This window comes from Pseudomonas sp. BN414 (genome assembly GCF_029871275.1).
Classification (GTDB): domain Bacteria; phylum Pseudomonadota; class Gammaproteobacteria; order Pseudomonadales; family Pseudomonadaceae; genus Metapseudomonas; species Metapseudomonas resinovorans_C.
In genome coordinates this window covers 116,076-129,230 of sequence record NZ_SSOL01000078.1, presented here as the reverse complement: position 1 = coordinate 129,230, position 13,155 = coordinate 116,076, and the positions used below count along the sequence as shown (strand labels likewise).

The 13,155-nt window shown below is 65.4% G+C and carries 14 protein-coding genes; 4 read left to right on the top strand and 10 right to left on the bottom strand.

The genetic code is table 11. The features are described 5' to 3' along the window. Positions 1–323: 323 nt before the first annotated feature. Positions 324–1,088: an SDR family oxidoreductase gene (locus E8E95_RS25955; protein ID WP_280354970.1), complete on the top strand. Its 765-nt coding sequence runs from the start codon at positions 324–326 to the stop codon at positions 1,086–1,088. Here the strand turns inward: E8E95_RS25955 and E8E95_RS25950 are convergent. The 6 genes from E8E95_RS25950 to E8E95_RS25925 form a co-directional block, all read right to left on the bottom strand. Beyond that, positions 1,069–1,980 (bottom strand): glycerophosphodiester phosphodiesterase, encoded by a 912-nt coding sequence (locus E8E95_RS25950; protein ID WP_280354968.1) that lies wholly within the window; start codon positions 1,978–1,980, stop codon positions 1,069–1,071. The two genes, E8E95_RS25955 and E8E95_RS25950, sit on opposite strands and share 20 nt — an antisense overlap. A 267-nt stretch (positions 1,981–2,247) precedes the next feature. Next, positions 2,248–2,820, bottom strand: a complete 573-nt coding sequence (locus E8E95_RS25945; protein WP_280354966.1) for a HupE/UreJ family protein — start codon at positions 2,818–2,820, stop codon at positions 2,248–2,250. Between the two features lie 43 nt (positions 2,821–2,863). After that, positions 2,864–3,475, bottom strand: a complete 612-nt coding sequence (ureG, locus tag E8E95_RS25940; RefSeq protein WP_280354965.1) for an urease accessory protein UreG — start codon at positions 3,473–3,475, stop codon at positions 2,864–2,866. A gap of 14 nt (positions 3,476–3,489) precedes the next feature. Further along, positions 3,490–4,164: an urease accessory UreF family protein gene (locus E8E95_RS25935; protein ID WP_280354963.1), complete on the bottom strand. Its 675-nt coding sequence runs from the start codon at positions 4,162–4,164 to the stop codon at positions 3,490–3,492. Next, entirely contained in the window at positions 4,161–4,661 is a 501-nt protein-coding gene (gene ureE / locus E8E95_RS25930) for an urease accessory protein UreE (RefSeq protein WP_280354962.1), read from the bottom strand. Before ureE ends, E8E95_RS25935 begins: the two co-directional genes overlap by 4 nt. 170 nt (positions 4,662–4,831) lie before the next feature. After that, complete coding sequence (locus E8E95_RS25925) at positions 4,832–5,467, bottom strand: TetR family transcriptional regulator (protein ID WP_077523708.1); 636 nt, start codon at positions 5,465–5,467, stop codon at positions 4,832–4,834. Positions 5,468–5,606: 139 nt separating this feature from the next. Here E8E95_RS25925 and E8E95_RS25920 point away from each other — a divergent pair, with 139 nt between their 5' ends. Next, positions 5,607–6,716, top strand: a complete 1,110-nt coding sequence (locus E8E95_RS25920) for a ferredoxin reductase (RefSeq protein WP_280354960.1) — start codon at positions 5,607–5,609, stop codon at positions 6,714–6,716. A gap of 8 nt (positions 6,717–6,724) precedes the next feature. Then, positions 6,725–7,786, top strand: coding sequence for a fatty acid desaturase (locus E8E95_RS25915; protein ID WP_280354958.1), 1,062 nt, complete (start codon positions 6,725–6,727; stop codon positions 7,784–7,786). A gap of 255 nt (positions 7,787–8,041) precedes the next feature. Here E8E95_RS25915 and E8E95_RS25910 read toward each other — a convergent pair whose 3' ends face one another. Continuing rightward, positions 8,042–8,410: a phage infection protein gene (locus E8E95_RS25910; RefSeq protein ID WP_280354956.1), complete on the bottom strand. Its 369-nt coding sequence runs from the start codon at positions 8,408–8,410 to the stop codon at positions 8,042–8,044. A 283-nt stretch (positions 8,411–8,693) separates the two neighbouring features. On the opposite strand from E8E95_RS25910, the gene E8E95_RS25905 reads away from it, so the two are divergent. After that, the gene (locus tag E8E95_RS25905; protein WP_280354954.1) at positions 8,694–10,742 is read left to right on the top strand and encodes an AsmA family protein; all 2,049 of its coding nucleotides are present in this window, start codon (positions 8,694–8,696) and stop codon (positions 10,740–10,742) included. A gap of 46 nt (positions 10,743–10,788) precedes the next feature. Here E8E95_RS25905 and osmE (E8E95_RS25900) read toward each other — a convergent pair whose 3' ends face one another. The 3 genes from osmE (E8E95_RS25900) to E8E95_RS25890 all read right to left on the bottom strand — a co-directional run bounded on the left by osmE (E8E95_RS25900) (position 10,789) and on the right by E8E95_RS25890 (position 13,113). Next, positions 10,789–11,127: an osmotically-inducible lipoprotein OsmE gene (gene osmE, locus E8E95_RS25900; protein WP_280355432.1), complete on the bottom strand. Its 339-nt coding sequence runs from the start codon at positions 11,125–11,127 to the stop codon at positions 10,789–10,791. Between the two features lie 224 nt (positions 11,128–11,351). Further along, complete coding sequence (gene osmE / locus E8E95_RS25895) at positions 11,352–11,717, bottom strand: osmotically-inducible lipoprotein OsmE (protein ID WP_280354953.1); 366 nt, start codon at positions 11,715–11,717, stop codon at positions 11,352–11,354. A 130-nt stretch (positions 11,718–11,847) separates the two neighbouring features. Continuing rightward, positions 11,848–13,113 (bottom strand): Hsp70 family protein, encoded by a 1,266-nt coding sequence (locus tag E8E95_RS25890; protein ID WP_280354950.1) that lies wholly within the window; start codon positions 13,111–13,113, stop codon positions 11,848–11,850. Between the last annotated feature and the right edge of the window lie 42 nt (positions 13,114–13,155).

The window sequence follows — 13,155 nt, the reverse complement described above, 5'->3', positions numbered from 1 at the left end:
ATCTGTGGATAACTTGGGAGCAGTTGCTTCCACGCCCCGCAGTCCGCAGCTCGAAAAGCCCTGCTCAGAAATTGTTCAGGTGCGCTTTATGCCGGATAAACAGTGGCTTATACAGTTCCTTGGCGGCGTCTCCCCGGCTATCGAGTTGTCCCCGACTACTGTGTGGAAAGCTGTGGATAAGCTTGGGAGTAACGGCTGCGGCCCAGTACCGGCGAGGGCTGCATGGAGCTGCTGGTTTTTTCGCCATCAGCTCGTCCCTGTGGATGGCGTAACCTATGCCGGTCTATCGCAACGGGCCCGTGCCCCAGAGCAAGGAGAACAGCATGACTTCCACCGTTTTCATCACCGGCGCCACCTCGGGATTTGGCGAAGCCTGTGCCCGGCGCTTCGCCCAGGCCGGCTGGTCGCTGGTGCTGACCGGCCGCCGCGCCTCGCGCCTGCAGGCACTCAAGGATGAGCTCTCGGCGCAGACCGACGTGCACACCCTGGAGCTGGATGTGCGTGATCGCAAAGCCATGGAAGCCGCGATTGCCGGTCTGCCGGCGAAGTACGAAAAGATCCGTGGCCTGATCAACAACGCCGGCCTGGCGCTGGGGGCCGAGCCCGCGACCCAGTGCAACCTGGATGACTGGGACATTATGGTCGACACCAACATCAAGGGCCTGATGTACAGCACCCGCCTGCTGCTGCCGCACCTGATCGCCCATGGCCGTGGTGCGAGCATCGTCAACCTGGGTTCGGTGGCCGGCAACTGGCCCTATCCCGGCAGCCACGTGTACGGCGCCACCAAGGCCTTCGTCGGCCAGTTCTCGCTGAACCTGCGCAACGACCTGGTGGGCACCGGCGTACGTGTCACCAACATCGAGCCGGGCCTGTGCGAGAGCGAGTTCTCGCTGGTGCGCTTCGGCGGCGACCAGGCCAAGTACGACGCCACCTACGCCGGCGCCGAAGCCATTCAGCCGGAAGACATCGCTGAAACCATCTTCTGGATCATGAACCAGCCGGCCCACGTGAACATCAACAGCCTGGAGCTGATGCCCGTGAGCCAGACCTGGGCGGGCTTCGCGGTCAATCGTTCAGCGAAGTGATGCGCGTCGAGCGCCCCAGCAACTGCAGGGCGCGATCCGGGTAATCGGTAATCAGGCCATTCGCCCCCATGTCCAGCAGGTGGCGCATGGCCGGTTGCTCGTTGATGGTCCACATCTGCACCGCCAGTCCGCGCTGCAGGGCGGTCTTCATCAGGCTGTCGCTGGCCACCTGCAGGCCGCCGCTGCTTTCGGGAATCTGCAAGGCCTGGTAGGAGGGACTGACCAGACTGCCCAGGCCGATCCAGTTCAAGGCCACCAGCAGGCGCACTGAAGTCGGCCCTGCCGACGTGGCGACGCCGGGGCAGACCTTGCGGAAGCGCTTGAGGCTGCGTTCGTAGAAACTCCCCACGAGAACCCGCTGGCGCTGCTGGTGCTCGTCCAGCAGGGCGCAGAGCTGCTCCTCCATGCCCACGTCCGGCACCTTGATCTCGACAACCTTGGGTTGCTCCGGGAAGCGTTCCAGCACCTCGGCGAAGGTGGGAATGCGAATGCCCTGGCCACGGTAGGGATAGCTCTCGCCACCGTCGGCACTCCAGCGGTAGCCGGCATCCAGGGCCTGTACATCCGCCAGGGCGAGGTCGGCCACCTTGCCGTCACCGTTGGTGGTGCGATCCACCCGCGGGTCATGCAGAACCACCAGCTCGCCGTCGCGTGTGTGGCGTACATCCATCTCCAGCATGTCCACCTTGAGGGCGGCGGCCCGCTCGAAGGCGAACAGCGTGTTCTCCGGCCACAGGCCGCGACCGCCGCGATGGGCGATGACCAGGGGGTGGTCGCCCAGGCCAGCGAGTACCGCGGGGCGTTCCGCCGTGCGGCTGGTCAGGGCCAGCGCCAGCAAGGCGACGACGAGGAGGAAGAGGGGAGCGAGAAAGAATCGGGCGAAGCGCTTCATGTTGTTCTTATCCGTAAGACGTGGACGGGCGTGCCGAATCAAACGCGGGGACTATGACAAAGAGATGACGGTGAGGCGAGGGGGAGGTGATGGGGATGGGATGTGGGCAAGGAAATCGATGCCGCCTGGGGGCATCGCGCTTTTCTTGTGGGGGCGAATTCATTCGCAAAGGGCAGCGTAGCTGCCCCAGTTGCGAGGCCGAATGGCAGACCTGCGGTCTGCTTAGCGATTGAAATCGCCCCCACAGCGTCTGGTGACAGGCCGTGCTCAGCTCGCCAGCAACCACACCCCGGCACCCGCGGACACACCGCCGGCAATCCGCACCAGCGGCGCAGCGGTCTGCGGCATGGCGCGAACCAGGCCATAGCCGGCGGCATGCAGGGTGGCGGTGGCGGCGATGAAGCCGACGGCGTAGCCCCAGGGGCTGGCCAGGTCCGGCAGTTCCAGACCGTGGGCGACGCCGTGGGCCATGGCGAACAGCGCGGTCAGGCCCATGGCGAGCCACAGCGGCGGCCGCACCGCGACGGCCACCAGCAGGCCGAGGGCGAATACCGAGCCGGCGATACCGCTTTCCATCAACGGCATTTCCGCACCGGCGAAGCCCAGCAAGCCGCCCAGCAACATGGTGCCGACGAAGGTCAGCGGCAGTGCCCAGCGTGCCGATCCATGCTGTTGGGCAGCCCAGAGACCGACCGCGAGCATGGCCAGCAAGTGATCGAGTCCGGTGACCGGGTGGGCCATGCCCGACATCACGCCAGCGTGGTCGTGACCGGCATGGGCGAAGGCCATGGCCGGGGTGAGGAACAGGGCGATGGCGAAGAGCGATTTGCGCAGGTTCATGGTGAATCTCCTTGAAGGCGAATCCTGTAGGCAGAGAGGGGCGTCAGGCGGTGAGCAGCCCCTGCTTCTCGATGAAGGCGATGATCTCGTCGAGGCCCTGGCCGACCTTCTGGTTGCTGAACACGAACGGCCGCTCGCCGCGCATCTTGCGCGCGTCGCGGTCCATCACTTCCAGGGAGGCGCCGACCATGGGCGCGAGGTCCACCTTGTTGATCACCAGCAGGTCCGACTTGCAGATGCCGGGGCCGCCCTTGCGCGGCAGCTTGTCGCCAGCGGAAACGTCGATCACGTAGATCGTCAGGTCGGAGAGTTCCGGGCTGAAGGTGGCGGACAGGTTGTCGCCGCCGGATTCGACCAGGATCAGGTCCAGGCCGGGGAAGCGTCGATTGAGCTGCTCCACGGCTTCGAGGTTGATCGAGGCATCTTCGCGGATCGCCGTGTGCGGGCAGCCACCGGTCTCGACGCCGATGATGCGTTCCGGCGCCAGGGCCTCGTTGCGCACCAGGAACTGGGCGTCTTCCTGGGTGTAGATGTCGTTGGTCACCACCGCCAGGTTGTAGCGCTCGCGCAGGGCACGGCAGAGGGCCAGGGTCAGGGCGGTCTTGCCGGAACCTACCGGGCCGCCGATACCGACGCGCAAAGGTTGGCTGTTCATGTGCTGTGCATCTCCTAGGAACGGAACAGACGGCTGTATTGGCGCTCGTGCGCCATGCTCGCCAGGGCCAGGCCGAAGGCGGCGCTGCCCCAGCGGGTCGGGGGGATTTCACTGGCTTCGCGCTGTGCCTGCTCCAGGCTGGGCAGCAGGGCGGAGGTCAGGCGCTGGGCGGCTTGCTGGCCCAGCGGCAAGGTCTTCATCAGCACTGCCAGCTGGTTCTCCAGCCAGCCCCAGATCCAGGCGGCGAGGGCGTCTTGCGGCGCGATGGCCCAGGCCCGTGCAGCCAGGGCCCAGGCCACGGCCAGGCCGGGTTCTTCCAGCTCGCCAAGCAGTTGGCGTGCGGCGTCGTCCTGCTCGGGGAGGTCATGCAGGAGTTGCTGCAAGGAGTAGCCCATCTGCCGGCTTTCCAGCTGCAGCTCGCGGGTTTCGCGGCTGGCGCGGTGACGCTCGGCGAGGTGCTTCAACTCGTTCCAGTCATCGCATGCCGCCGCTTCGCAATGGGCCAGCAGCAATGGCGCCTCGAAGCGTGAAAGGTTGAGCAGCAGCTGATCCCTGATCCAGCGCGCGGCGCTGTTGGGGTCATGCACCAGGCCCGAGTCCACCGCCAGCTCCAGTCCCTGGGAATAGCTGTAGCCGCCAATGGGCAGCTGCGGACTGGCAAGCCTCAGTAGCTGCCAGGCTTTGTTCACGTGCGCACACCGAACTGATGCAGGCGCGGCGCGTAGCTGAAGTCGGCTTCGAGCTGATGGGAATGGTGATGGCCCCCGCCGTAGGCGCCGTGTTCGGGCTGGAAGCCGGCCTCGATGTTTTTCACCGTGGCGCCCAGCTGTTCGAGCATGGCCTTGAGTACGTAGTCATCCAGCAGACGCAACCAGCCCTCGCCGAGCTGCAGGGCGACGTGGCGATTGCCGAGGTGGTAGGCGGCGCGGGTCAGTTCGAAGGCGCTGGCGCAGGTGACATGGAGCAGGGCTTCGGGACGGGCGCTGACCTTGACCACGCGGCCGTCCTGGCTACGCAGGCAATCGCCGTCACGCAGGGGCGGCTGGCCGCGTTCGAGGAACAGGCCGACGTCTTCGCCTTTGACGGTGAAGCAGCGCAAGCGGCTCTTGCTGCGCGCTTCATAGGTCAGCAGCAGCTCTTCGTCCCAGCTCGACTGGGTTTCTGTTCGTTCGTGGATGACCAGCATCGGGCGAATCCGGCAGTGTGCAATGCCGGGTGCAGAGCAAGGCCCTTGCCAAGATCGCCGGGCGCCCGTTCAGCGGGGCTTTCGCCAGGCCATGCCTGCCTGTGGGGCGTGAGGGTGGTCCGTGATGGTGCGAGTTGCACCCGAGTGGTGCGGCTGTATTGGCGGAGCGGTCAGCTTTTCGGCTTGCCCGGCCCGAGCCAGTGTTTGCCACCGATCATGATGAAGCGCAGCTGCTGGGTGATCTTGGCGGCGGGCAGGAGATGCGGCGGCAGGTTGTCCGCCGGCGGATCGATCAGTTCCGGGAGCGTGGCGAATACCGTTTTCACCACCAGGTCGGCCACCAGGTCGACGCCTTCGTCGTCCAGTTGCGGCATGCGGTTGATGAGCTTGAGGTCGGCGGCCAGGTCGTCGGTGATGCGCTGGCGCAGGGCGCCGATGGCCTGGCGCACGGGCTGCGAGCCGCCGTACTGCTCGCGGGCGAGGAAGAGGAACTGGCCACGGTTGGCGGCAACCGCATCGAGGAAGATACGCACCGAGGCTTCGATGATGCCGCCCAGCTCGAACTCGTTCTGGCGGACCACGCGGATGGTGGCGCGGAAGGTCTCGCCCACTTCCTCGACCAGGGCCAGGCCAAGTTCATCCATATCGTTGAAATGGCGGTAGAAGCCGGTGGGCACGATGCCGGCATTGCGCGCCACTTCCCGCAGGCTCAGGCCGCCGAAGCCGCGGCCGCTGTCCATCAGGAGGCGCGCGGCGTCCATCAGGGCGTGGCGGGTCTGCTGCTTCTGTTCCGAGCGTTGGGTCATGGGGCAGGGCCGTTGGCGAATGTGCGGCGCACTCTAACAAAGGGCTTGGGAGGCGTCGAACCCGCTTCGGTGAACAAGTGTTGACTGTAATTCGCTGATTCATGCAGCCTAGTGCACAACTGTTCACTAGAGTCTTTCCATGCCCCTCTTGTCCCTTTCCCTGGCGCGCCATCTCGGCCCCGCGCTCGGGCCCTTGCGTGCGCTGGTCGCTGGCGGCTGGCTGCGGGAGCCCGAGCTGGATTGCTTGCTGCGCCGCGTTCATCCGGTCCTGCGCCTGAACCGGGTATTCGCCCGGGTCGAATCCCGTCGCTGGGTGGCCGATGACATGCTCGCCCTCGGTCTGCGCACCAATGGCAATGCGCGTGGCTGGCGGCCCGGCCAGCATGTAAGGCTTTACCAGGAACTGGCTGGCGTGCGGCATGGACGCAGCTACAGCCTGCTGGCAGCGGAGGCCGACGGGTGCATCGAGGTGGCGGTGAAGCGCCAGCCGGAAGGACGCCTGTCCCCCTGGTTGCTGGACCGCTTGGCGGTGGGCAGCGTGCTGGAGCTGGAGCTGGACCCGGCCCAGGGCGAACTGGTCTGGCCGACTGACGCGGCATCGGTGCTGCTGCTGGCAGCCGGCTCAGGCATCACCCCCTTGCTCGGTCTGCTGCGCCAGGCGCTGGCACGCGGCTTCAGCGCGCCGGTCACACTGCTGCACTACGTGCGCCAGCGCGGCCAGCGCGCCTTCAGCGAAGAGCTGCAAGCATTGATGCGGAGCCATCCCAATCTGCAGGCGCGCTGGGCCATCAGCGGCGAAGCGCCCTTGGCGGATGAGCTGGCGGGGCGCTTCCAGGCGGAGCATGTGGCCGGGTTGCCCGCACACAGCCTGCTGGCTTGCGGGCCGCATGGCTTCGTGGAGGGCGTGCGTGACTGGTGGCAGGCATCGCCACGCGACGGCCGCCTGCAACTGGAAGCCTTCACGCCACCCCCGCAGATCAGCGGGAGCGGCACAGCGGTTCGCCTGCGTTTCGCCCGCTCCCATCGGGAGTTGCCGGGCAGTAGCGCCGTCAATCTGCTGGACCAGGCCGAATCCCACGGTTTGCGTCCGCCCCATGGCTGCCGCCAGGGCATCTGTATCGGCTGCACTTGCCAACTCCTGGCCGGCAGCGTGCGTGACCTGCGCACCGGCGCCGTGACGGCCGGGCCCGGGCTGCCTATCCGCCTCTGTGTCAGCGCGCCGCTCGGCGATGTGGAACTGGAACTCTAGGTCTTGTGATGCGATTCGACCGCGAACTCACCCTTGCCGAACTCGATGCTTTCGGCGCCGAGCTGGATGCCCTGCGACAGAGCACTTTGGACGACCTCGGCGAAGCCGACGCCCGTTACATCCGCCGAATCCGCGCGGTCGTCCGCTTCTGCTGCTGGAGCGGACGCGCCATGCTGCTGCTCGGCTGGTTCCCGCCCACCTGGCTGCTGGGCGTGGCCCTGCTCGGACTGGGCAAGATCCTCGAGAACATGGAGCTGGGCCATAACGTCATGCACGGCCAGTACGACTGGATGAACGACCCGGAGCTGCGCGGCACCCACTACGAGTGGGACATCGCCGGACCTTCGGACTTTTGGCGGCATACCCACAATCACATCCACCACAGCTACACCAACGTGCTCGGCATGGATGACGACGTGGGCTATGGCGTGGTGCGGCTGTTTCCCGAGCAGCGCTGGAGGCCCTTCTACCGCTGGCAGCCGTTGTGGGTGACGCTGCAGGCGGTGCTGTTCCAGTACTCGGTGGCCGTGCAGCATCTGCGCCTGGACCAGTACTTCAAGGGCCGCATGAGCGCCGATGAACTGCGACCGCGACTGCGCCAGTTCAAGGCCAAGGTGCTGCGCCAATCCGTGAAGGATTACCTGCTGTTCCCCTTGTTGGCGTTGCCGGTGGGCGGGAGCGTGACGGCCGTGCTGGTGGGCAACCTGCTGGCAAACCTGATCCGCAACCTGTGGACCTTCACCGTGATCTTCTGCGGCCACTTCACGGAGCGCGCGGCAGTCTTCCCTCCCAGCGTGCTGGAAGGGGAAAGCCGTGGTCACTGGTACCTGCGCCAGCTGCGCGGCTCCAGCAATCTGGAAGGCGGGCCGCTGTTCCACATCCTGACCGGCAACCTCAGCCACCAGATCGAACACCACCTGTTCCCCGACCTGCCGGCACGACGCTATGCCGAAATGGCCGTGGCGGTGCGGGAGATCGCGCGGCGTTATGGGCAGGTCTACAACAGCGGGCGGTTGTCGGTGCAGTTCGGTAGCGTGATGAGGCGAATCTGGAAGTACCGGTTGGCCTGATTTCGCGAATGAATTCGCTCTTGTGGGGCCGCGTTGCGCCCCTTGGCGAATGAATTGGCTCTTGTAGGTTGGGCAGAGCGCAGCGAAGCCCAACGGTGCGGGGTCGAGCGATGCTTCGTTGGGCCTCGCTCTGCTCGGACCAACCTACGGGGGCGCGCTGCGACCCTTGGCGAATGAGTTCGCCCCTACAGGGTATGGGTGCCCATAAACACAAAGCCCGGCATCTGCCGGGCTTTGAGGTTTTGTAGTCTGCGATCAGACGATACGGTTGGCGCCAGTGCGGTCCGAACCACCTTCGGCGACGCGGAGGGCGTTGCTCCGATCAGAACCGCCTTCGGCTACGCGGAAGCCCTGAGTGCGATCGGAGCCACTTTCAGCGATGCGATTAGCCCCGGTGCGATCGGCACCACTTTCGGCGATGCGATTGGCACCAGTGCGATCAGAACCACCTTCGGCCACGCGGTCCAGGACCATGAAGCTGCCTTCCGCAGCAACCGGTTCGACGACCTGAATGCTGGAGCCTTCCTTCGACTCACCCAGTACCGGCTGGTAATCCGACGGCAGGGCGAAAGCGCTGGTGCTGAGGGCGGCGATGAACAGGGCGGCGAAGGCTTGGGTTTTCATGATCGTGTGCTCCTCGAAGGGGGCTGGAAACTGGGTACGGAGCCAATCTTACGGATCTGGGGTCGATTAAAAAGTGATCACTCCAGATAGAGAACATCAACGCCGTTAATGATTGCGACGCCTTTTATAATCAATGCCTTGCATCAATCGCAGGTGGGTTGGCGGGATGGCCGGTGGTCGAAGTGCTGCGTTTCGATGGAGCATCCCGGCCCATTCACGGGTCGATAAGGCATGGACATCACGTCGTCTGCCAAAGGGTTGCGTGAGTAAAGGGGAGAAGTGCATGACGCGAGGTCTTCGCATCCTGGCCAGGACGGTCCTGGCATTGGCGCTGCTGCTGGTGGCCTTGCTGGTGCTGGTCGCCACCTTCGATTGGAACCGCATCAAACCGGCCATCAACCAGCGGGTATCCACCGAGCTGGGACGTGACTTCGCCATCGAAGGGAGCCTCAGCGTCGTATGGCAGCGCGAAGAAGGCGAGGGGGGCTGGCGCGCCCTGGTGCCGTGGCCGCATTTCGTGGCCGAGAAACTGCGTCTGGGGAATCCCGAGTGGGCCAAGGACGGCGACTTCGTCAGCCTGGAACGGGTGGAGTTTCGTGTCGCGCCGTTGCCGTTGCTCTGGCAGCAGTTGAGCATTCCGCGCATCGACCTGGGCAGTCCGCAGGCCAGCGTCCGGCGCCTGGCGGATGGTCGCAACAACTGGACCTTCGACCTGCCGGAAAAGCCGCAGGACGAACAGCAGCAACCCTCCAACTGGAGCCTGGACATCGGCACCATTGGCTTCGACAAAGGCCAGGTGAAGGTGGACGACGCGCAGACCGGCACCCGGCTCGACATCCTCGTCGATCCACTGGGCAAACCCATTCCCTTCAGCGAACTGCTGCCCGCCAAGGGGGCGAGGCCTGCGACGGCGACCGCCCAGGACTACGCCTTCGGCTGGAAGGCGAAAGGCCGCTACAAGGGCCAGCCGCTGGATGGCAAAGGCAAGGTGGGCGGCCTGCTGGCGCTGCAGAATGCCGACCTGCCCTTCCCGCTGCAGGCTGAAATCAAGGCTGGCGACACCCGCATCGTCTTGCTGGGAACCCTGACCGATCCGCGCGAACTTGGCGCCCTCGACCTGCGTCTGCAGCTATCCGGCAAGAGCTTGGCCCAGCTCTATCCACTGACGGGCGTCACGCTGCCGGAAACCCCGGCCTACTCCACGGATGGCCGGCTGGTTGCGCAACTGCAGGAGCCCGGCGGGGCAAGGTTCCACTACCAGGGGTTCAACGGTCGCATCGGCGCCAGCGATATCCATGGCGATCTCACTTACGTTGCCAGCCAGCCGCGACCCAAGCTCTCGGGCACCCTGACATCGGAGCAACTGCGCTTCGCCGATCTCGGCCCGCTGATCGGCATCGATTCGCGGGCGGGGCAGCAGGCGCGTGGTGTCGCCACCCGGCAGCCAACGGACAAGGTGCTTCCGGTGGAGGAATTCCGCACCGAACGCTGGCGGGCGATGGATGCCGACGTCAGCTTCACCGGCAAGCGCATCCAGCACAGCGAGAAGCTGCCCTTCACCGACCTCTCCACCCATGTGCGGCTCGATGACGGGATGCTCAGCCTCGCGCCCCTGCGCTTCGGCGTGGCCGGCGGCGACCTGGACACCACCCTCCGTCTCGATGGGCGGCGGACACCGCTGAGTGGCAAGGCCCAGATCAAGGCGCGCCATTTCAAGCTCAAGGAGCTGTTCCCGAACGTCCAAGCCATGCGCAACAGCCTGGGCGAGCTGAACGGCACGGCGGACCTGTCCGGCACCGGCAACTCGGTGGCGGCGCTGTTGGGCACGGCCAATGGCGACGTACAAATGCTGGTCAACGACGGCACCATCAGTCGCAACCTGATGGAGATCGCCGGGCTCAATGTGGGCAATTACCTGGTGGGGCGGCTGTTCGGCGACGAGGAAGTGAAGATCAACTGCGCGGCGGCGGATCTGGGGCTGAAGGATGGCCTGATGACCCCGCGCCTGTTCGTCTTCGATACCGAGAATGCGCTGGTGCGGATCGACGGCAATGCCAACTTCCGCACTGAGCGCCTGGACCTCAGCGTCAATCCGGATTCCAAGGGGGTGCGGGTGTTCTCGCTGCGCTCGCCGCTCTATGTGCGCGGCACCTTCAAGAATCCCCAGGCCGGGGTGCAGACGGTGCCATTGGTAGTGCGCGGAGCCGGCATGCTGGCGCTGGGGGTGGCGGTGGCCCCGGCGGCTGCCTTGCTGGCGCTGGTGGCTCCGGCGGCCGGAGGCGAGGAGGGCAATGCCTGCCAGCCCCTGTTACAACAGATGCACAAACCCTAGGCGGGTGCCTTGCCAAGGTCGTGCTGGTGCGTCTGCCTGACCGGACTCAAAGCTGGTCGCGCTCCGCCTGCTCGCGCTGGCCGCAGGTCATGAAGCCCTTGTGGTGCACGCGGCCGGTGCTGTCGAAGCTGATGTGGTAGGGCTGCTGGTGGCCCTCTTCGTTGAGGATGTAGTTGTTGCAGGAACCGGGGTGCACGCTGCGCTGGACGACGGAAGAGGGGCGTCCGCCGATGATCAGCACCTGCTGTCGGCTCATTCCGGGTTCGACATCCTCTACCAGGGGCTGGTTGCGGAAGGTGAGATAGTCCGTGGGGTTTTCGATCTTGCTGGCGCAGCCCGCCATCGATGCCAGGGCACAAGCCATGACAAGCGCTTGCTTGTACATCATGGGTCCTCATGGGTTAACGCTGTTGAAACACTGCGCTTGGAACATCGAAGACTGGGGAGAGTTCGCCCGAGTTCGCCGCGAGACGGTTCAGGCGATGGACGGCATTCCGCCAGCAGCTGGCGAAATGCCTGGGGGAGGAGCTGAAAGCCGCGCCAGGCGCGGCTTTCAGTTTGTCTGATGGCGAACTGCCGGATGCCGCCGTTCAGAAGCGATAAGGCTGATCAATAGCCGCCGTCGCTCGCTTGCTTCTCGGCTTTCTCGCGCTCGGCCTGCTCGCGTTGCTGGCAGGTCATGAAACCCTTTTCCTCAACGCGGCCGCTGCCGTCGAAGCTGACGTGGTAGGCCTGTTGGTGGCCGTCCTGGTTGAGGATGTAATCGTTGCAGATGCCCGCATGGACCTTGCGACGCATAGAAGACGATGGCGGGCCGCCGATGGTGCGCACCTGCGACTCGGTCATGCCTTCGTCGACCTGCTTGACCAGCGGCTGGTCGCGGTAGGTGTAGTAGTCGGTGGGGTTTTCCATCTTGCTGGCGCAGCCGACCATCGAGGCCAGGGTGCAGGCCAGCAGCAATGCGTGCTTGCTCATGGCAGAACTTCCCTATCTGGCGCGGGCTCGTCCCGCGGTGGGATTGAGCCTAGCAGGCCATCGAGAATCTACCTGCGGCGGAGGGATCGCGCGGCCCGGCAAGGGATACCGGGCCGGCGGGCAGATGAGGTCAGCCGTAGCGTTTCTTCGCTTCGATGGCCAGGCCGCTGCCGATGCTGCCGAACAGGTTGCCTTCCACCTGGCGCGCATTGGGCAGCATCGCCGCCACGCTCTGACGCAGTGCCGGAATGCCGCTGGAGCCGCCGGTGAAGAACAGCGTGTCGACCTGGTCGGCTCGCACACCGGCCTGGGCCAGCAGGCCATCGACGCTGGCACGGATGCGCACCAGCAGGTCGTCGATGGCGCTCTCGAACAGCGCGCGGGTCAGTTGCACATCGAGGCCCGGCTCGATGCGTGCCAGGTCGATGCGGCGGCTTTCGGCCTCGGTCAGCTCGATCTTGCTGTCTTCCACCTGCATGGCCAGCCAGTGGCCGGCGCGCTGCTCGATCAGGCTAAACAGGCGGTCGATGCCGGTGGCGTCGACGATGTCGTAGCGCATGTTCTTCAGCGCCAGTTGCGACTTCTGCGCGTACACGGCGTTGATCGTGTGCCAGGTGGCCAGGTTCAGGTGGTAGCTGGTGGGCATCAGCGCGTCGCTCTTCATCCGGCTGCCATAGCCGAACAGCGGCATCACGCCTTGCAGGCTGAGTTGCTTGTCGAAGTCGGTACCGCCGATGTGCACGCCGCCGGTGGCGAGGATGTCGTCCTGGCGCTCGGCCACGTCACGGCGTTCGGGCGAGAGGCGTACCAGCGAGAAGTCCGAGGTACCGCCGCCGATGTCGACGATCAGCACCAGTTCCTCGCGCTCGATGTCGCGCTCGTAGTCGAACGCGGCGGCAATGGGTTCGAACTGGAAGGACACGTCCTTGAAACCGAGCTTCTGCGCCACGGCGACCAGGGTATTCTGGGCTTCCTGGTCCGCCTCCGGATCGTCATCCACAAAGAATACCGGGCGACCCAGTACCACCTGCTCGAACTCGCGGCCGGCGGAGGCCTCGGCGCGCTGCTTGAGCTGGCCGATGAACAGGCCGAGGAGATCCTTGAAGGGTAGGGCGCTGCCCAGCACCGTGGTTTCGCTCTTGAGCAGGGGCGAGCCCAGCAGGCTTTTCAGCGAGCGCATGAGGCGGCCTTCGTAGCCTTCCAGGTACTCGTGCAGGGCTTGGCGGCCATAGGCCGGGCGGCGCTCCTCAGTGTTGAAGAACACCACCGAAGGCAGGGTGAACTTGTCGTCCTCCAGGGTGATCAGCGGCTCCGCATCCGGGCGCCACCAGCCGACGGTGGAGTTGGAGGTTCCGAAGTCGATGCCCAGGGCCTGGGCGGAGAGGACGTTGCTCATGTCGCGGGTGTTCCGGAAAAAACGGCCGCGCAGTTTACGCGA

Excerpts from the sequence above, each read along its gene's own strand:
- E8E95_RS25925 (WP_077523708.1), bottom strand. The coding sequence starts at position 5,467 with ATGACCCAACGCTCGGAACAGAAGCAGCAGACCCGCCACGCCCTGATG.
- osmE (WP_280354953.1), bottom strand. The coding sequence starts at position 11,717 with ATGAGCAAGCACGCATTGCTGCTGGCCTGCACCCTGGCCTCGATGGTC.
- E8E95_RS25920 (WP_280354960.1), top strand. The coding sequence starts at position 5,607 with ATGCCCCTCTTGTCCCTTTCCCTGGCGCGCCATCTCGGCCCCGCGCTC.
- ureE (WP_280354962.1), bottom strand. The coding sequence starts at position 4,661 with ATGCTGGTCATCCACGAACGAACAGAAACCCAGTCGAGCTGGGACGAA.
- E8E95_RS25950 (WP_280354968.1), bottom strand. The coding sequence starts at position 1,980 with ATGAAGCGCTTCGCCCGATTCTTTCTCGCTCCCCTCTTCCTCCTCGTC.
- E8E95_RS25910 (WP_280354956.1), bottom strand. The coding sequence starts at position 8,410 with ATGAAAACCCAAGCCTTCGCCGCCCTGTTCATCGCCGCCCTCAGCACC.
- E8E95_RS25955 (WP_280354970.1), top strand. The coding sequence starts at position 324 with ATGACTTCCACCGTTTTCATCACCGGCGCCACCTCGGGATTTGGCGAA.
- E8E95_RS25905 (WP_280354954.1), top strand. The coding sequence starts at position 8,694 with ATGACGCGAGGTCTTCGCATCCTGGCCAGGACGGTCCTGGCATTGGCG.
- E8E95_RS25915 (WP_280354958.1), top strand. The coding sequence starts at position 6,725 with ATGCGATTCGACCGCGAACTCACCCTTGCCGAACTCGATGCTTTCGGC.
- ureG (WP_280354965.1), bottom strand. The coding sequence starts at position 3,475 with ATGAACAGCCAACCTTTGCGCGTCGGTATCGGCGGCCCGGTAGGTTCC.
- E8E95_RS25890 (WP_280354950.1), bottom strand. The coding sequence starts at position 13,113 with ATGAGCAACGTCCTCTCCGCCCAGGCCCTGGGCATCGACTTCGGAACC.
- osmE (WP_280355432.1), bottom strand. The coding sequence starts at position 11,127 with ATGTACAAGCAAGCGCTTGTCATGGCTTGTGCCCTGGCATCGATGGCG.
- E8E95_RS25945 (WP_280354966.1), bottom strand. The coding sequence starts at position 2,820 with ATGAACCTGCGCAAATCGCTCTTCGCCATCGCCCTGTTCCTCACCCCG.